Source organism: Proteus vulgaris (assembly GCF_016647575.1).
GTDB classification, from domain to species: domain Bacteria; phylum Pseudomonadota; class Gammaproteobacteria; order Enterobacterales; family Enterobacteriaceae; genus Proteus; species Proteus mirabilis_B.
The window spans coordinates 2,575,535-2,594,654 of sequence record NZ_CP032663.1; the positions used below are offsets into that span (position 1 = coordinate 2,575,535).

Annotated in this window: 19 protein-coding genes and 1 pseudogene; 8 read left to right on the forward strand and 12 right to left on the reverse strand. The window is 35.9% G+C overall.

All coding sequences use genetic code 11. The annotated features are described in order from the left end of the window. Positions 1-69: 69 nt before the first annotated feature. Positions 70-399, reverse strand: a complete 330-nt coding sequence (locus D7029_RS12025) for an AzlD domain-containing protein (RefSeq protein ID WP_088495183.1) — start codon at positions 397-399, stop codon at positions 70-72. Further along, the gene (locus D7029_RS12030) at positions 396-1,058 is read right to left on the reverse strand and encodes an AzlC family ABC transporter permease (protein ID WP_194950793.1); all 663 of its coding nucleotides are present in this window, start codon (positions 1,056-1,058) and stop codon (positions 396-398) included. Before D7029_RS12030 ends, D7029_RS12025 begins: the two co-directional genes overlap by 4 nt. An 85-nt stretch (positions 1,059-1,143) precedes the next feature. Between D7029_RS12030 and D7029_RS12035 the strand changes: the two genes are divergently transcribed. Continuing rightward, positions 1,144-1,704: a helix-turn-helix domain-containing protein gene (locus D7029_RS12035; protein ID WP_088495181.1), complete on the forward strand. Its 561-nt coding sequence runs from the start codon at positions 1,144-1,146 to the stop codon at positions 1,702-1,704. Between the two features lie 129 nt (positions 1,705-1,833). Here the strand turns inward: D7029_RS12035 and D7029_RS12040 are convergent, their stop codons facing one another. Then, complete coding sequence (locus D7029_RS12040; RefSeq protein WP_088495180.1) at positions 1,834-2,688, reverse strand: D-amino-acid transaminase; 855 nt, start codon at positions 2,686-2,688, stop codon at positions 1,834-1,836. Positions 2,689-2,881: 193 nt separating this feature from the next. Here D7029_RS12040 and D7029_RS12045 point away from each other — a divergent pair, with 193 nt between their 5' ends. After that, positions 2,882-3,460, forward strand: coding sequence for an HdeD family acid-resistance protein (locus D7029_RS12045; RefSeq protein ID WP_156733679.1), 579 nt, complete (start codon positions 2,882-2,884; stop codon positions 3,458-3,460). 91 nt (positions 3,461-3,551) lie between these two features. Here D7029_RS12045 and D7029_RS12050 read toward each other — a convergent pair whose 3' ends face one another. After that, positions 3,552-5,174 (reverse strand): hypothetical protein, encoded by a 1,623-nt coding sequence (locus D7029_RS12050; RefSeq protein WP_194950794.1) that lies wholly within the window; start codon positions 5,172-5,174, stop codon positions 3,552-3,554. A gap of 600 nt (positions 5,175-5,774) precedes the next feature. Here D7029_RS12050 and D7029_RS12055 point away from each other — a divergent pair. The 4 genes from D7029_RS12055 to D7029_RS12070 all read left to right on the forward strand — a co-directional run bounded on the left by D7029_RS12055 (position 5,775) and on the right by D7029_RS12070 (position 11,231). Beyond that, entirely contained in the window at positions 5,775-7,031 is a 1,257-nt protein-coding gene (locus tag D7029_RS12055) for a mechanosensitive ion channel family protein (RefSeq protein WP_194950795.1), read from the forward strand. Between the two features lie 358 nt (positions 7,032-7,389). Beyond that, positions 7,390-9,822: a DMSO/selenate family reductase complex A subunit gene (locus D7029_RS12060; RefSeq protein WP_088495176.1), complete on the forward strand. Its 2,433-nt coding sequence runs from the start codon at positions 7,390-7,392 to the stop codon at positions 9,820-9,822. An 11-nt stretch (positions 9,823-9,833) separates the two neighbouring features. After that, positions 9,834-10,451: a DMSO/selenate family reductase complex B subunit gene (locus D7029_RS12065; protein ID WP_023581764.1), complete on the forward strand. Its 618-nt coding sequence runs from the start codon at positions 9,834-9,836 to the stop codon at positions 10,449-10,451. Positions 10,452-10,454: 3 nt separating this feature from the next. After that, on the forward strand, positions 10,455-11,231 hold the full coding sequence (locus D7029_RS12070) for a dimethyl sulfoxide reductase anchor subunit family protein (RefSeq protein ID WP_088495175.1): 777 nt from the start codon (positions 10,455-10,457) through the stop codon (positions 11,229-11,231). Between the two features lie 74 nt (positions 11,232-11,305). Here D7029_RS12070 and D7029_RS12075 read toward each other — a convergent pair whose 3' ends face one another. Then, positions 11,306-11,848 carry a DUF924 family protein gene (locus D7029_RS12075; RefSeq protein WP_194950796.1) on the reverse strand — a complete coding sequence of 181 codons (543 nt, stop codon included), beginning with the start codon at positions 11,846-11,848 and terminating at the stop codon, positions 11,306-11,308. Between the two features lie 701 nt (positions 11,849-12,549). Between D7029_RS12075 and D7029_RS12080 the strand changes: the two genes are divergently transcribed. After that, the gene (locus D7029_RS12080) at positions 12,550-12,729 is read left to right on the forward strand and encodes a GhoT/OrtT family toxin (RefSeq protein ID WP_036912664.1); all 180 of its coding nucleotides are present in this window, start codon (positions 12,550-12,552) and stop codon (positions 12,727-12,729) included. Between the two features lie 377 nt (positions 12,730-13,106). Continuing rightward, a complete protein-coding gene (locus tag D7029_RS12085) occupies positions 13,107-14,021 on the forward strand; it encodes a helix-turn-helix domain-containing protein (protein WP_194950797.1) in 915 nt (304 codons plus the stop codon). 63 nt (positions 14,022-14,084) lie between these two features. Here the strand turns inward: D7029_RS12085 and D7029_RS12090 are convergent, their stop codons facing one another. The 7 genes and pseudogenes from D7029_RS12090 to D7029_RS12120 form a co-directional block, all read right to left on the reverse strand. Then, positions 14,085-14,501: a GNAT family N-acetyltransferase gene (locus tag D7029_RS12090; RefSeq protein WP_194950798.1), complete on the reverse strand. Its 417-nt coding sequence runs from the start codon at positions 14,499-14,501 to the stop codon at positions 14,085-14,087. A gap of 114 nt (positions 14,502-14,615) precedes the next feature. Next, complete coding sequence (locus tag D7029_RS18930) at positions 14,616-15,884, reverse strand: pyocin knob domain-containing protein (protein ID WP_228766785.1); 1,269 nt, start codon at positions 15,882-15,884, stop codon at positions 14,616-14,618. Continuing rightward, positions 15,867-16,247, reverse strand: a pseudogene (locus tag D7029_RS12100) (hypothetical protein); the annotation flags it as partial. The pseudogene D7029_RS12100 and the gene D7029_RS18930, both read right to left, overlap by 18 nt. 5 nt (positions 16,248-16,252) lie before the next feature. Next, positions 16,253-16,909, reverse strand: coding sequence for a DUF2612 domain-containing protein (locus D7029_RS12105; RefSeq protein WP_102949488.1), 657 nt, complete (start codon positions 16,907-16,909; stop codon positions 16,253-16,255). Beyond that, entirely contained in the window at positions 16,906-18,093 is a 1,188-nt protein-coding gene (locus D7029_RS12110; RefSeq protein WP_194950799.1) for a baseplate J/gp47 family protein, read from the reverse strand. Before D7029_RS12110 ends, D7029_RS12105 begins: the two co-directional genes overlap by 4 nt. After that, positions 18,086-18,430, reverse strand: coding sequence for a hypothetical protein (locus D7029_RS12115; protein WP_075674204.1), 345 nt, complete (start codon positions 18,428-18,430; stop codon positions 18,086-18,088). Before D7029_RS12115 ends, D7029_RS12110 begins: the two co-directional genes overlap by 8 nt. After that, complete coding sequence (locus tag D7029_RS12120) at positions 18,427-19,119, reverse strand: Gp138 family membrane-puncturing spike protein (RefSeq protein WP_088495168.1); 693 nt, start codon at positions 19,117-19,119, stop codon at positions 18,427-18,429. Before D7029_RS12120 ends, D7029_RS12115 begins: the two co-directional genes overlap by 4 nt. Position 19,120 lies beyond the last annotated feature (1 nt).

Sequence of the window (19,120 nt, forward strand, 5' to 3'; positions counted from 1 at the left end):
TGATATTCCACAATAAAGGAGGTAATTGTACCTCCTTTTTATTTTATTACAGTGATGCGCTAAAGGGGGTTATCCCCAAAGATTAATTAACCAACGTAAACCTGCCGTCACTATTGCGGCACTAAGCACAATTATAATAAAAGGTTTTTTCTGCCAAGTAAGTATGCCCGCCACACCAACCCCAATAATTTTTGAGATATCAGCAAGTTGGTCACCATCAAAAAATGTCGATGTCATCGCCACTGAAAACAGAATAACAATCGCCGATAATGAGAGGATCTCTTTCACTCTCTCTGATACACCCGCTTTATTATTGAGTAATATGCCGGAAAGACGCATAGCGTATGTACCAACAGCAAGAATAATAATTCCTGTAATAATAGATGCCGTGGACATTATATTTTCCTTATCACAAACAATACGCCTAATAACGATAATAAAACGGGGATCCCAACAGGGAGGAATAATGTGGTTGCGAGTGCAAGAATACTCCCTATTATTGCTGCATGGCGTGTTAGTTTATTTTTTAATGCGGGTAAACTTAATGCGAGAATGATGGCTGGAAACATCGCATCTAGCCCTAACATCTTTATATCTACAATAAATGACCCTAAATAAACCCCAAGCATGGTTCCTAAAGGCCAAACAAATAGAATACCCAACCCACAAGCCCAAAACGCTAATTTATTTTGTTCAGCAGTACGTTGAGATAAACCAAATACAACACTTTCATCATTTAATATATGAAAACCTAATAATGATTTAAGTCCTTTTCCCGGTAAATCCTTTACTGCCATACTAAAGGGAATATGTCGTGCATTGACCATTAATCCAGCAAGAGCAGCATATATTGCACTTCCTCCCATCGCCACAACGCCAATAAAAAGAAATTCAGAAGCGCCCGCTAAAACAAAAATGGATAACACCAATGGCACCCAAAAATCAAAACCTTGGGTATGAGCTAAAGCACCATAAGAGATACCAACGATGCCATCTGCTAATGAAACAAGCACAATATCTCTAAGTACGTTATTATCAAGACGACTGTTAATTTGCATAGAATATAGTATTTTTTATCGAACCATTCGTTCATTATGTTGAACGATTTATTTTTTTGCAAGATGATTTTTGAAGGAAGCTATGATGTCATCGCCTTGTGCGCCTATTGAAATTATTTCTCAAGCACTAGCTAGAGAAAGAAAAAAAGCGGGTCTTTCACTTGCTGAAATAGCAAGACGAGCAGGTGTTGCAAAATCAACATTATCTCAATTAGAAGCAGGACAAGGAAATCCAAGTATTGAAACACTTTGGGCAATTTGTGTTGCGTTAAACATCCCTTTTTCTCAACTTATTTCAGCGCCACAGCCTGAAGTGAAGGTAATACGTAAAGGTGATGGCTTTAAAATTAGCGCAGAAAAAGCCTATTACCATGCTTTTTTACTTTCTTCCTGCCCAGTGGGTGCAAAACGCGATATATACACAGTAATCGCACAGCCGGGAAAAGATAGAGTTTCAGATCCCCACAGTAAGAATGTCACTGAACATATTATTATTATCAGTGGTAGTGCAATGGTGGGCACTTTAGATGATCAGCAAGAATTACAACCCGGTGATTATATTTGCTATCCCGGTGATGTTACTCATGTATTACGCGCTTTAGAACCTGACACAACTGCCGTCATGATTATTGAACATCAGAATTAAGATAGTAAAACAAATTAATGTAGTGAAACGAATTTATATAGTAAAACGATGAGTTTACCGCACTGCTATACTGTAATAAAAATCCGAAACGCAGTGCGGTAATTTTATAAAGAATATCTGCTTATTCAATTACTTCTTAAGTGCTTTATCAAGATAGATCTCTCGTAGCCGTTGAGATAAATGCCCAACTTCTCCCTGATTTATATCTTCATTATCGATTGAAACAACCGGCCAAATTAATGTGGTTGCTGAACTAATAAAAGCTTCTTTTGCTTTTTTCGCTTCATCAAGCGTAAATAGACGTTCTGTTATTTTAAGCCCTTCTTCTTGCGCTAATTGAATAATCGCTTGGCGCGTAATACCGGGTAAAATATTCTGACTCAGTGGCCGTGTAATAATTTCATTATCGTGATTAACAATAAAGAAATTACTTGAACTCCCTTCTGTTATATAGCCATCTTTAATTAAAATAGCATCATCAGCACCTTGTTGATGTGCATGGTGTTTTGCTAAACATGCTGCTAATAATGCCACGGTTTTAATATCACAACGTTGCCAGCGAATATCTTCAACACTCACTACTGAAATACCTTTTTTTGCATTAGGATGGTTAATAACTGTGGAGTGCTGAACAAAAGCAACTATTGTCGAAGGAACAGATGAAGCCGGAAAATCAAAAAAACGAGAGGAATCAGTACCTCGTGTTATTTGTAAATAAATAAGCCCTTCATGAAGGTTATTCTTTTCGATAAGTTGATGATGAACATCAATTAGCTGCTCTTTGGTAATAGGAAGCGATAGAGCTAATTCTTTGCATGAACGCTGCAATCGTTGAAAATGTCCATTAAAGTCAATGAGCTGACCATCGATAACAGCAGTAACTTCATAAACGGCATCTGCAAATAAAAAACCACGGTCAAAAACAGATATTTTAGCCTGCTCTTTAGGTACAAAGTGACTGTCTAAATACACGATATCAGGCATTTTACCTCCGTTATAAATTTTATTAACAATTTATCTTAATCCACTACCTTACTCTTTCAGTTTTCTATTTTAAAGGCGATCTTCCACATTCCTACCTCTTTTTAATTATAGTTTTATGTAATTAAGTCATGTTATATAAGCAGAAATTGCTATAATTTAACTTATGTACCAAATATAAGGATAAGAGGTGGCTATGTTAGATATTAATAAAAACAATTTATCTCAGCTAACAGAGAAACTGGTTAAAAAACAATGTACTTTAATGACTGTTATTGCCACATTAGGTTTCATTGCAGGTTTTATCTGTATTATTAATCCACTTTCTTCTGGCATTGTTATCAGTGTATTACTTGGTGTTGTATTTTTTGCCTGTGCGATATCCAGCTTTATTGGTGGTTTTAATGCTCAAGTCTCTTCTGGTTGGTCAATGTTGATCACGTTATTAACGGGTTTTATTTATCTTCTGCTTGGCTACATCTTTGTCACCGACCCACTAAAAGGTATGCTTAGCCTCGCCTTTTTTATCGGTTTTTTATTTATTTTTGCGGGGATACTGCGCCTAAATATAGGTTTTAAACAGATCAAAGAGAATTTTTATGGTTGGTTTAATATCTTGATTGGATTTTTAGATTTAGTGATTGCCTATTTCTTGCTTGCTTTTGGCCCTGAAGCCTCAGTGGCATTAGTGATGGCATTGATTGGTATACAACTTATTTTAAGTTCTATCACAATATTATCGATAACCAGTGCAATAAAAAGAATGACCCATTAATTGACTATTCAGTAATAATTATCTTATCGATTTTATATAGACTAAGAGCCACATAAGTGGCTCTTAATTTATGGAATACGAAACAGTGATATTAAGCACAAGGTAAGCGTAGAGACACCGTATACATATTTTCCCCACAAAGGTAACAATTACCTGTATTTTCAAAGACCATGACTTGAATACCCAATTGTCCGACTTCAATATTTGGCAACGCATCTGCTAAAATACTTTCTAAAGCTGGCTCAAATAATTCAACCATATTAACAGGATCATTATTTGCCGTTGTATCATGCAAGAAATTCCCTAAACGAGGATCATCAGCATAGATTTCCAGTGTAGAACGATACACTAACGTTCTTTCACTGCCATTTACTTTAGAGTAGCCATTAAAGATGATAACCATTTTTTGGATATTCATTTTGGCAACGCGGTTCTTAATCTGTAAACATAATGAAGGTACAAGCCTGATATTTACAGAGTTAAAATAGCGATCACAAATTTGTGGAATAGTGACACTTATACAAGGTTTTGGTGCAATATTTTTAATTTGCTTACTGCACTCCCCCGTTAAAGAGTTATCGACAATAATACGCTCACGGCGAGAGAAACAAATATTATCGAAGATATCAACCGTAAAGAAAGAGATATAATGAATACCATTAGTTAACGCTTGATTTTCCAGCCTTACCGAAACAGCTGACTTGTCAGTACAAGGCAACATTTTTAATTGGTCATTAAAATAAAAACCAACCTGTGTGCTTTCGCTAATATCGCGTCCTAAAATTAGGTTTGCATTCACACAATAATTTTCGCTGTGATAGCTTAAAATACCATTTAACGTTGCCGGAACTTTTGGCGATGGTAATTTTTCGGTTGTCATTTCAACATAGTAATCTCTTGATTTAAGAGGTTTATCCGGCTCTTCGCTATTTTCAGATTCAGCATGAAAAACAGCAATTTGCTTAGGTTCACTCTTCTTAATTTTCACTTTAAAATTTGCGATACCGTACTTATTAGTTTTTCCTATATTAATTTTTTCACCATCGGAATTATAAATTTCTGGTTCAACCTCTAAGCTACTATTATCCGTATCGTAAACGAGCTTTACCTCTTTATTTGAAACATCTTCTCCTTCTTTATCCTGTAAATGCACAACAAAACTTTTAGACACACTTTCCCATTTGCTTGGCCATTGCATAGATTCTGAACGTATTGTCAGTAAGTCATCAAACTTCTCACAATTAGCCGCCATACAATCAGTATTAGGATTAGGCTTTGAAGGCGTAACTCGAATTTGGATCGGCGTTGCGTAATACACGATGCTTTCATCATCTTCATCTTTTAATATCAATTGCAATGACGCTACACCATTACGATTTCCCGTTAAAGAGATCTCTGTTCTATTGTTATCCACTATCGTAATATAGACATCTTTATTATTAGGTAAAACTAAAATTCCTTTAGGGCTTGTACGCCATTCGGCTAAACGCAGATTAATCCCCGTGACAATAACCTCATATTTGATAACTCTGTTCATTTTGACTTCGTTATCAGCCTCATCTGGAGATGATTTGATCTGATTAAATTCAATCTTCACATCAGCATCAATAACAACTTGTGATTGTGTATTATAAACAGGGGGCTGAAAAGCCTGAGTAGCCTTCTCACCTTGTATGATTTTTTGCAGGCGTTCTTCTTTTGTTTCGATATTCATTGAGTGATTTCCTTTCTTTTTCCGATTCCATTTTTAGCTTAAAGCAAAAATTTTGAGTGAAAATCACAATAGAAAAAAGTCAACTAAGTATTGTTGTTAGATGGAAGCAATAAACACTTAATAAACAACAAGATAAAAGAAACACCTAATGGGATTCTCGCTAATTTATCGCTGGAAAACACTTTCAATATAAAAAATAATTTAAATTTTAAAATATTTTTGCATAAAGCTATTGACTGTTATGGAAATGTGATTAAAATCAATCTCAGAAAATATTTGTGACATGAATCACATTTTATTAATAGGATACTTAATATGAAATCAATGACTTCTTTTATTACTCACCTGCACCAAGTTGTTGTACAATTATCATCAACTCGTTTACTGTAATTATTTGATTTAAAAATAAAATACAGTTCAAAGCCAGAAATAGCACCCTCATCGCACAAAAGACTATTTCTGGCTTTTATTCCCCTCTTTACACTTATCTATCATCTCGTTTACTCTCGTATTTTTCGTAACAAAAAATTCACCTCCTTGAACTAAGCTCTCATTTCTGTACTCTTAATATACAACCCATATTAACTACGAGGATATTTTATGCAGCAGCAACTGCTTACATGGATACGTCAATTCAATGAGGAGTATGCCCAAGTCGCTTCTCTCCTACTCGTTTTAGCCATTATTTTCCTTGTCGCAATCATTCTCCATTTTATTTTGCACAAGTTAGTCTTGCCTAGAATTTCTAAAGCAATAACTCAGTACGATCAGAAATGGCAACTCTCTTTAGAAATAAATAAACTATTTAGTCGTTTTGCTTTTTTAATCCAAGGCGTTGTTGTTAATATCCAAGCGCTGGTGTGGATGGGATCAGGTAAAACACAAGAAATTCTCACCACCAGCGCCCAAGCGTGGTGTTTAATTTTCGGCTTGTTGATGCTTTTCTCTATTATGGATCTCTGTATGCAGATCATGAGAAATTCATCCTCATTGGGTCGATTACCCTTAAAAGGTATTTTTCAAAGCTTAAAACTCGCCGCCTCTGTACTGATTGGGATAATGATTATTTCCCTACTTATTGGCAAATCACCACTTATTTTACTCAGTGGTTTAGGTGCCATGACGGCTGTATTAATGTTGGTGTTTAAAGATCCTATTATGGGATTAGTCGCCGGTATTCAACTATCAGCAAACAATATGATAAGCCTTGGTGATTGGCTAGAAATGCCTAAATATGGCGCTGATGGTGCTGTCATTGATATTAGTTTAACAACCGTTAAAGTGCGTAATTGGGATAATACTGTCACCACTATTCCAACTTATTCTCTGATTTCAGATTCCTTTAAAAATTGGCAAGCAATGACAAAATCTGGAGGACGTCGTATTAAGCGAAGTCTTGCTCTTGATATTAATAGCATCCACTTTTTAGATAAAAAACAACTTGATGATCTAGAAAAAGCTCACTTATTAGCGCCTTATATCAAAAATAAGGAAAGCGAAATTAATCAATTCAATGCAACTTTGAGCAATGAATGTCAAACGCCATTAAACCAACGTGGCATGACCAATATTGGAACCTTCCGTGCGTATGTTGAAGCCTATTTAAAAAACCATCCTAACGTTCATAAGCAAATGACGATTATGGTAAGACAATTAGCGCCTACCTCGGATGGGCTTCCTATTGAAATTTATGCTTTTACTAACACCACTGTCTGGGTTCAATACGAGGCGATTCAATCAGATATATTTGATCATATCTTTGCTATTTTGCCTCAATTTGGCTTACGAGTTCATCAATCTCCAACTGGAAATGATGTAAGAGCACTCAGATTTCCTGCCGAAAATAATCCGCAATAAATCATTTTCGTATTAAGTAAAAAAGGAGAATTATTCTTCTTTTTTACTTTTCTTATTAACAAATATTTTTAATCTCTTATTTTGTTATCATGTTAACAATCTTGTTTTTCTATATATTAATAAAAATCGTTATGTTATTTTTTATATATCGATCGATTGTTGATTCCTATTTATTTGATATTTTATTTACCACTAAAGTGGTATTAATCAGAAATTGTAACCATTTGTTTAATAATTATTTTTTTATATAACGTTATTAACATTTTTTATATTGATATAAATCATTATAGGTAGAAGGGTTATAACTTAACATATATATACAACTTTACTTGTTGTGAAAAATGTTAGGGTAATGTCAATGTCAAAAATTAAAAATAATACTTCTATTACTGAAATGAGTCGGCGTGGATTCATTCAGTCTGCAGCAGTTATTTCTGGTGCTGCCGCTGTTGCAGGAACGGTTTCATTACCATTCGCTGCTAATGCTCAAACTCCCCAGGGTATTCGTCCTGATGAGACTTCTGAAACTATCAAATACAGTGCATGTTTAGTGAACTGTGGTAGCCGTTGTCCATTAAAAGTTCATGTGAAAGATGGTGTTATTCGTCGTATTTCTAATGAAACTATGTATGACGATTCAACATTTGGTCTTCACCAAATTCGTCCGTGTCTGCGTGGTCGTTCTGTACGTTGGAAAACGTATAACCCAGATCGTTTAAAATACCCAATGAAGCGTGTTGGTAAGCGTGGTGAAGGTAAATTTGAGCGTATTTCTTGGGATGAAGCAACTTCAATCATCGCGGAAAAATTAAAATATACCATCGAAAAATACGGTAATGAGTCCATTTATTACCAATACGGTACAGGCTCTACCGGTGCAAACTTACACGGTAGAACTGCATGTAAACGTTTATTAAGTACTGTCGGTGGTTTTTTAAGTGACTATGGTACTTATTCATACTCTCAATTAACCGGTATTGTGCCTTATGTTTATGGCGATATGCTGGAGTCACTGTTAACAGAAATTGAGAATTCAGACTTAGTGGTAATGTTTGGTCATAACCTTGCTGAAACACGTATGTCTGGTGGTGGTCAGTTCTATGAAACGTTAAATGCGTTAGATAAGAGCAAAAGTAAAGTTATCATCATCGACCCTCGTCGTACCGACAGTGTAACAACACTAGGCGCCGAATGGATCCCAATTTATCCGGGTACTGATGCTGCATTAGTGGCTGCATTAGGCTATGTGATGATCCAAGAAGGCATCACTGATGAAGATTTCTTACGTGAATATTGTGTCGGTTGGGATAAACAAACATTACCTGCATCAGCACCTGAAAATGGCTCTTATAAAGATTACATTTTAGGTAATGGCCCTGATGGCATTGCAAAAACACCTGAGTGGGCGAGTAAATTAACCGGTATTTCCGTTGCACGTATTATCCAATTAGCGCGTGAAATTGGCGGCGCAAGAGCGGCGTGGATCTCTCAAGGTTGGGGTATCCAGCGTACTTCAAATGGTGAGCAAGCATGTCGTGCGATTATGATGCTACCATTAATGTCTGGCCATATCGGTCGCCCTGGTACAAATACAGGTTGTTGGGGTGGTAACGTTGCTTACCCAGTTGCAAGCTTTGCTTTGCCTAACCCAGTTAAGACATTGATCCCAACATTTATGTGGTCTGAAGCAATTGCTCGTGGTGATCAACTGACTAGCAAAAATGCGGGTGTCAGAAATAAAGATAAACTCGATACGGGTATTAAATTTATGTGGTGTTATTCCAGTAACGTGATTGGTAACCAACACGCTGATTTGAATAAAACACATGATTTACTGCAAGATGAATCAAAATGTGAGTTTATTTTAGTGTGGGATAACCACATGACACCATCTGCAAAATACGCTGATATTTTACTGCCAGATGTGACGACGGTTGAGACGAACGATCTTATCAATAACTCTTACGCAAGTGGTGCTTACCACTATGTCGTCCGTTTACAAAATGCGATTAAACCGCTTTGGGAAAACCGCCCTTGCTATGATGTCTTAACCGACATTGCAGAAAAAATGGGTACCAAAGAGCAATTCACTGAAGGACGTACTTACGAAGAGTGGATTGAATATTGCTATAATCAAATGCGTGAGAAAAACCCAGCGCTGCCTACATTTGCAGAAACTAATGATGTAGGAATTATCGATCGTAAATTACCTAACCGTAATCAATACGTTGCACTTGAAGCATTCCGTCAAGATCCTATCGCTAATCCATTAAAAACAGCGTCAGGTAAGATTGAAATTTATTCTGAAAAACTAATGCAAGATACTGATGGCTGGGTGTTACCAGAAGGCGATCGTATCCCAGCAATTCCAGAATATTGTAAGAATGAAGAAGGCGTAGAAAACGTTAAGCTTAAAGAGAAATTCCCTCTGCAAATGACCGGTTTCCACGATAAAGGCCACGTTCACTCAAGTTACTATAACGTTGCTATGTTACGTGAAGCTATTCCTCATCAATTCTGGTTAAACCCAATTGATGCGGCTGAGCGCGGATTAAAATCTGGCGATATCGCTGAGATTTATAATGCACGTGGTCGTTTAAATATTCTCGTCAAAGTTACAGATCGTGTATTACCTGGTGTGATTGCAGTACCGCAAGGTGCATGGCGTTCACTTGATACAACAGGTGTAGATACAGGTGGATGTATTAATACATTAACAAGCTGGCACCCATCGCCGTTTGCTAAAGGAAATCCACAACATACAAACCTTGTTGAAGTGAAACGTGCATAAGGAGTTAACTCATGAAGCAATATGGTTTTTATTTTGACTCCACTAAATGCACTGGCTGTAAAACATGTCAAGTCAGTTGCAAGGATGAAAAAGATTTAGATTTAGGCCCTAAATTCCGTCGTGTTTATGAATACGGTGGTGGTAGCTGGGCAAAACAAGACGGGATCTGGACACAAAATATCTATAGTTATTATTTATCCATTTCTTGTAACCATTGTTCAAACCCTACTTGCGTTGCGGGTTGTCCAACTGGCGCTATGCATAAACGTGAAGAAGATGGTTTAGTGGTTGTTAACCAAGATATTTGTGTTGGTTGCCGTTATTGCGAATTGCGTTGCCCTTATGGTGCGCCACAATTCGATGAGAAGAAAAAACTCATGTCTAAGTGTGATGGTTGCTACGAACGTGTAGCACAAGGCATGAAACCGGTTTGTGTTGAGTCTTGTCCTCAACGTGCGCTTGATTTTGATGATATTGAAGTGATCAGAGCAAAACACGGTACTGAATGTGGTATCGCACCAATGCCAGATCCTAGCTTGACCAATCCAAATATCGTGATCAAAGCACACAAAGAAGCTAAACCTTCTGGTGATAAAACCGGCTCAGTTCAAAATGCGGCGGAGGTATAAACCATGCATGAACTTCCTCTAGTCTTTTTTACTGTTTTAGGTTCTTCAGCAGCAGGCTTGTTTCTTATTGCTTATATCAGTAAAAAATTAGGTCAAATTGATGAAAACCAACTACGTAATGCCAATATTTTAGCCCTGATTTTAACATTAGTTGGCTTAGGTATTGGTGGATTACACGTTGGTCAACCTTTGCGTTTTTTCAATATGCTATTAGGCGTTGGTCGTTCTCCAATGAGTAACGAGGCATTTTTAAGTGGTGTGTTTACAGGTTTTGCTTTTGCAACTGTTGCACTCACTATCATGAAAAAATGGAAAGGGTTACGTGAAATTTGTAACCTATTTACCGTTATTTTTGGTCTAGCATTTGTTTGGTCAATTCCACAAGTCTATCATATTCCAACAATTGCTAACTGGAATACAGATTACACCACATTGCAATTTTGGATGACGCTGTTAGTTGGCGGCGGTGTATTAGCAATGGCTACAGGTGCAAGACGTTTAGGTGCATTGTCCTTTATTATCGGTGCCATTATTACTTTTGCGACTCGCTCTGGTTATGTTAGCTTCCTTGGCTTTACAGGCCCAGAACTCAGCGCTGATCAATCTCTATTTTGGGGGTTCCAGTTAGCTGTATTAGCATTAGGTGTGGTTATCGTAGGATTTACTGCAGTAAAAGCGCAAGCTTCAAAAATGACGCTAGCAACTTGTGCAGCCGCAGTCATTATTGCTGAATTATCAGGCCGTATCGCCTTTTATAATTTATGGCATATTACCATGTGATCTTGATGTTATGGCTGATTAGTCAGTCATAGAAAAGAGACAAAAATGCATACCCGAAAAGGTATGCATTTTTTTTAGAATGAAGAGCCAGGTTGCTGTAAAAAATCTAATTCTTCTGGGGTAGATGTTCGACCTAAAATGTCATTGCGATGAGGATAACGACCATATTTATCAATAATTTCTTTGTGTCTTAGTTCATATTGATAAGTACTTTCATCATTAAGCTGAGAAAACAATATAACCGCATCTTGATGAATTTTAGGTGATTCTGAATGCATAAATGGCATTATCATAAACTTACGTTTAACGGGGGTTAATGTCAGATATTCAGGTAACCGGATAGCTTCTTGCGCTAAGATTAATGCCATATTATCTTGAGCAAAGGCTTTAGGAGTATCACGCCAAATATTGCGTGAGAACTGGTCAAGAATAATAATCTCAGCTAAACGCCCTTCTATCGTTTCTCTCCACGATGCCAATTCGCCACGACTCGCACTTAAACATAATTCACCAAATCTGCGGCTAATTTCTTTATCAAACTGAGTATCTTTTTTAAACCATTGCTCTGGTGTGCATTCTTCAAACCAAAACGTCAAAGTTGATTGATAAGGGATCATAAAAAACTACCACGCTAATTGTTTATTAATCAAAACAGCGTTTATTTTCATCAAAATAAACGTCATTGACGGGTTACTACTTTGGTAAGTTACCATTTTAATACAGCGACGGCTATAAACCCCTATCCGAAATAGACATAAAAATAAATCCCCTTTTTAATCTTTAAAGGGGATTTAAAATGCTTCCTAGCTAACGCTTAAATCCATTAAGTCGCGCCATCCATAAGCCAATTTATCTACAAGTCTGTATAAAATGGTATTCATGCCATTTGTTACATTCTGTCGATATTATGGTGTAATTTAATTAGCCTGCACATTTTACAAACATCAAATTTATTTCTGTATCACTACATTGCCTTAAAAATCAGCATTTAAAAATTTTAATTTTTATAGTGAAACCACTAAAAAAGATCTATACCGTCTTATTTTATTTTTTTAAAAAATGTCATTTTATGACAATAAAGATTGTTATAAATAATCAATCAAATCAATATATTAGATTTTAACTTTTAATTTTTCGGCTTTAACCTTGTTATTATCTTGTGTGATTACACCGAAAAGAAACCAGAGATCAAAAGTGAGATGAATGTTTAAAATTTGCACATTAGTGATGACATTTATTGAAAAGTTTGCCCTATTCCTCTGTTTCTTTAACAATTTTGGAGTACAATTGTTTCAGTCTATTTACTGAATGATCTGTTATGTCTGCTATCTCTATTATTGGAATAAGCTACCTTATTGGGGCTGTAATATCGTTTATTATTACTTTCTTTTTAACCAAAGATCCTAGTCTTGCCATGCGTCTTTTAAGTGCGTTATTAATTGCCTTAACTTGGCCTCTTAGCTTTCCTATGGCACTTATCTTCTCTATTTTTAGTTAATTCTTTTAATTTAAACTTAATAACAGTAGTTATATTCTATTAAATTAGAATAATAGCTATTTGCTTTTCTATTCTTGAATAAATATATTTATTACTTTGTAAAAATAACACTTTTAGCTTAGATTTTATCTAAAAAAGAATATCTAATTGCTCGTTATTTTATTTAATCAATTACAACCTTATCAAGTAATATCAGTATGTTATAATTAACACTCAGTTTATCGAAAATAGAGCACCATTTTAAAACCCAATATTCGAGTAAATATTTTTATAAATTTACAATCAAACTTAATTTCATTACAGTATCTTATGTAAATTGGTCGAATACGCGTATTATTTACTATCACCAATAATAATTTTTTAATTAGAGCTAGAATATGTTTAGTGAAAATGTCATTACAGATATTATCTATTGGATTGAAGAAAATTTAGAGAAAGATCTAAAACTTGAGAATGTTTCACAGAAATCAGGATATTCCAAATGGCATCTTCAACGCATGTTTAAAGAGCAAACAGGATTAACATTGGCGTCTTATATTCGAGCAAGACGACTTTCTTGTGCCGCGGTTGAATTACGCTTACAAAGAACACCACTACTTGATATTGCGTTAAAATATCGTTTTGACTCGCAACAAACTTTCTCAAGAGCGTTTAAAAAGCTGTTTAATATGACGCCCTATAATTATCGCAGAAAAGAGAATTGGCAGGCTCATGGCTTTACATTACCGTTAAGAAAATTTAGTGGTTTTAATTTAGATATCGAAATCGTCACTATTGATTCTCTCTCTTTAACGGGAATAGATCACACCTATAAAGCCAATGCAATCGATTGGAATTTTAGTACAGAAAAATCACGAGAAGAGTACTGGAAGGTATTTTTTCAAAATGCGCTCTACAAACATGAGCGGGTTTATGCTTTACATAATATTTTATCTAAGAAAAATAATGAATTAACGATAAAATATGCAACTATGATGGAAAATAAACCTGAAGTGTATAACGCACAATTTTTGCATAAAGCGCATATCGAGAATGCTAAATATCTTAAATTCACGATCCCTGAAAAATTACTCACATTAGAGTATAAAGATATTATCTATAATATTTATGGTATTTTACTTAGAAAATTAAATATACCCAGAAAGAAAGGATCACCTGATATTGAAGAGTATATTTTTAAAGAGGAATATCCAGTTTCTAGCCTAGCTTATAAACCAATTCCTTTAGTGAAAGACGTGAATTACTATATTCCTATCGAAATTGAGCTTAACGATAAAAATAAGATAAAATAATTTTGTTCAAAACCATCTATTTCTAGATGGTTTTTTATTTAATACGCTATAAGAAATTCTTTTTTACTTAATAAAACAATAGATAAATTCAGGATCATTTTCATCAAGGTTTTCAATACAGCCACTTTCAATAAATCCTAACTGAGCCAGCATATTTCGCATTGCATGATTAGATTTATTGGTTGATGTAAATAGTTTATTTCCTTGTGTATTTTCTTGAAAATAAGTCATCAAGCATTTTCCATAACCTTTTTGGCGATACCTCTTATCTATCATCACAAGTTCAATAAATGGCTGATTAAAAAAGTGATGATGAATAACACCATAACCCACAATCTGCGCATCCACTTCAAGAAGATAAACAGCTTGGCTAGATAGCCAAGCTTTAATTTCTTCAATACGCGAAGCATCCTGTTGAGCATAAGTATCTAACTCAATAAGCGCAGAAAGATGGTGGTGTGTGGCTGGAATGATTTTCATGGTGTTAAATTGCAGTTTCAATTAGTTATAACATACATTCTATATTAGATTATTTATAGCTCACTATAAATTAATCAGAAGTGATTTACTTATTTCTGATTGGATGTTTAATTTCTAATATCCTATGGCTATATAGGAAAAATATGCTCTTTCAGTGTCACCATCCAAAGTGAACCCTTCTTTAGTGTGTCTGCTCGTTCCCAACCTTCCCCATCCACTATTATTTGTCACAACAATAACGAAAATTGCATTAGGAAAAGGAATAGGAAATTTATAGTCCCGCGAACTTCCATCATGAAACCATTCTTCCTTACCCCATTGTTGAATAACCCCTGTATCACCGCATTTCAACCATCCATTAGAATCTTTTTTAGCTGTATTTTTAGCTCCACTATTACCAACTAATGCATAGTTTCCCTTTGGTTGATATTTACCATCAGATTCACCTTTGGAATAACTATAACCAGAAGCTAAATAATTCCCTTTTGGCTGGTATCTTCCATCTGATTCGCCTTTGGAATAACTATAACCCGATGCTAGATAATTCCCTTTTGGCTGATATTTTCCATCTGATTCGCCTTTGGAATAACTATAACCTGATGCTAAATAATTCCCTTTCGGTTGATATTTCCCATCAGACTCACCTTTTGAATACGCTCCCACATCACCTGCGGTCGGTTTATTTTGGCTATTAAACTCTTTAGCCCAAGGTGTAAAATTACCTTTATCATACTGGCTACGAGAATAAATACGGCTAGTGTTATAAACATAATACAGCTGAGTAATACCCGCGTTTTTTAAAACAATTAACGTCCCCGCCATCGCTTCTGGGTAATTTAAATTTGCCGTTGCATTAGAATTTGCTGGCTGAAAATAGATACCCGCCGTTTTATAGTTGTTTAAATTTTGATTTGCACCAATTGAAATCGCCTGATTAGAAAAAATATCTTGCGATGTTACCGTTACATCACCACTCAATGGCTTATCATTAACTTTACGCGTTGTGGAAACATAACTACCTTTAGCTTGATATTTATTATCTGCTTCAGATTTTGAGTAACTATAACCCGCAGCTTGGTAATTTCCTTTCCCCTGATATTTACTATCAGACTCTGCTTTAGTATAGCTTTCACCTTTAGTTGCATAATTTCCTGATGGTTGATAACTTCCTTTTGGCTGATATTTACCATCCGATTCTGCTTTGGTATAGCTCTCACCTTTATTAGCATAATTTCCAGCAGGAGCATAATTCCCTTTAGGCTGATATTTGGTATCAGATTCTACTTTTGAATAGCCATAACCTTCAGCTTGATATTTACCTACTGGTTGAAAGCGTTTATCTGCATCACCTTTAGAATAAGCGCCAACATCATTTGCATTAATATCAGCTTTTAATTCAATCCATGCATTACCTGCGACTGGCTCAACATTATTATTTTCGATTTTAGACTGCCAAGCTTTGTTTTTATGATAAACCACACTACGAATAGGATAAGGTTTACCCGCTTCCGACCACTTAGCAAAACCCTGCAATTGCATTTCACCAATAGACTCGGTGATATCGTGAAATAAACTATTCATTTTTTCACGTTCAATATCTTTCGCCGCCGGATCAGTCACTTGGTCACGTTCATAGTCATAACCATAACCTTGTGTATAAGAGACTGAGCCATCAGGTTGGGTTTCAACAGGCACAACTGTTTTATCCCCTTGTGTTGCAAAGGGGGTTTTAAATATTTTAGTCATAGGAATTATTCTCCGAAATTACTCTTCAGAAAGTTTTTACGATATTGACCATAGCCAAAAGCTTTTTTGGTTATGATGCGATATTTGACACCTACACCTGAAGGGCGAGGCATTAAATCGAAGTTTTCTAATAAAAGACGTAAACGTTCATCTGGATTAAAATTAAAAACGTAATACATATACGTCATATCAAAAGGGTCGAGCACAAAGACTTTGCTATCTTCACGCCAGAAAAAACGTTTAAGAAATTCGTTAATATTGGTTACGGTAGGGCTTTGAGTGAGATTGAAATAACGCATTCTCACTAGCATTCTTTTTTGATCTAAAGTTAGCGATAACGTGTAATCAGCATTTCGTCGAAAGTTTGCCTTAAAATTGGTTTTCTTTTTACCAAAGCCAAAACCTATCTTATTTTTATCACTAGGAGGAATATCAATGCCTAAAGGCACATCTAAAATACGTGACCATACTGATAAACCAAAATCGTTAGCTGTATCAATATTAAAGACATCTCGATACCAGTTTTGCCAAAATGAAACCGTAGATTGATTAAAGTAAGTGGCTTTTAAATGTGCTAATGCTTTTAATTTATCTGCATTTTCATATTGCCAGAGGATCGCTTTTAGTAGATCAGAATGAAAATCAAATTCTTGAATATTCATGCGATCACCACTTGTACCGCCCCTTTTGGTAATCGGGCAATTTGATTAAGTTTGATAGGAATTAATGCAACATTCCAATTTTTCCCATCTGTTGAAATCTCAACTTTAGTGACAAATAAATGAGGCTCAACCGCATTAATCGCTGCTGAAATTTCAAAAGGAGAAACCTCTCGCCCAACCACCAGCCCATTATCTCCATCTATTTCGCCCTGAACCCATTTCTCTAACGCATTAGGAATAATGGTTTGCGCATCAATATTGGATTTTTTTACAGACACACGGCAAAACACAGGCACTTCTTTCGGACGTGAAAACTTAATAGGATATTCTTGCCCACTTGCTGGCTCTATTACATTTATTTCAATATCACCATTAAATGCAGCGCCTATTGTTTTTGTTCTTAATAATGATTTAGCAATTTCATGGCTATCTCCACCTTCTACACACACATAAATGCTATGAGGTAATAATGAGATCCCATCGACAACCAACGCTTTATCATTAAAATTTTCACGAAAAGAAAGAGAATTAACGCCCTCTAATTCATATAGCGAAGAGGTAATTGCTTCTGCAACACTGACTGTATTTTTAGCTAATGTTTGTTTACGCCGACGCCTTGCCTTTATATCTGACTCAGCATAGCGACCAACAACAGCATGGGTTAAGTTATTCACTTTTTCCCATCCTAATACAGAACTTGCCACTTTATTTAATTGCCCAACGCCACAAGTAATAGGGCCATATTCTTTAGCTCGCATATCGCCTTTAATTTTCCCATTATTAGCGATAATTAATGGTGATAATGTTTCAAAAGTAGCACCTGTTATTGTGAGCGCCTGAGAGCCTTTAGGAATAATAGTACCGGGAATACCAGTAAACTCGACATCACTTAAATAGGAATGTGTGGCATTAATACGCTCTCCGCCCATTAACGCCCATATTGCATCGAGAAAAACACCACCAGCAATATCGGGATTTATTTGATTTGCAAGCTCGGCATTATTACGAACAATGGCATCTCTATTTTCAATTTCCATAGTTGCCAATACCCCTTGTGGGGTTTCTGGCGATAAATTAATAGATTGACCAAATACAGCGCGGAATTCATCTTCGACATTATTTCGTAACATCGATGTGTCTGGAACAATCACCCCTTTATTATTAATATAACGATAGTCAGCCATTCAATGTAAATCCTCCATATATCGTGCGTATATCTGCCTGATATTTCAATGTCCCCTCTTCTAGAAAAGCATGGAAATAAGTGATAGCAACAACTTCCTCTATTTCAGCAATACGTTGTCGAAATGCCATTTCGAATAAAGGAATATCAACTTGTCGGCTAAATGTTGCAGACCAATAAGGAATTCCTTTATCTTTTTTATGTAGCATTTCACCGCGTACAGCTTTAATAAAATGCTGACAAACGTTTTTTACAGCTTCATCGTTGTCACAAATTTGAAGGTTACCATCAGCACCTATCGCAAAATCATTCTGCTGGTTTATTGAAAATGTCCTCATATTGGACTCCCTGTATTATCTTTCCCTGATTGCACCCCACTATGAGTATGTGTTGAGCCGATATCTTTTCCGTTATGGCGCATCAGTCCACCTTGTGAATCGCTATTACCATTTACGGCATAATTACCGTTAACAGTCACATTGCCAGTAAATATCGTTTCAGGTGCATTGATTTCATATTTTGGGGCCTCTAATACAACTTTATCGTTGTGAAGAGAGAAACAGACTGAGCCATCCATTGATTGAATAACTAAGGCATCAATATTCTTCCCATCAATTGCCCATCCTTTGATCGTGTCAGGAAAAAACATCGCATCACTAAACGAATGTAATCGTGTTGTATTAGGTTGATCTTCCAAACCACCACGTTGAAAAATAAGGCTAATGTCGCGATCGCTCGCCTTTAGCCAGCCAAAGTCACCCGGTTTAATTGGCGCTCTAATAAAAAAACCGCCACCACCAAATCGAAACACGGGAATATTAGCAACCGGTGCCCGAGAGATTTTTTCATCATCCGTAGTTAGCATCATGACCAAGGGTTTGATCATGGCTCGATTGGTTTGTTCATCATAGTTAATGACGGTTGCGGGTAACATATCATCGGTATTCATCATTAAATGGCGAAATGCAGACGAAAAAGCCCCTGCCAATGAACCAACACTGGCAATATCATTATTGGGTTTACTCATA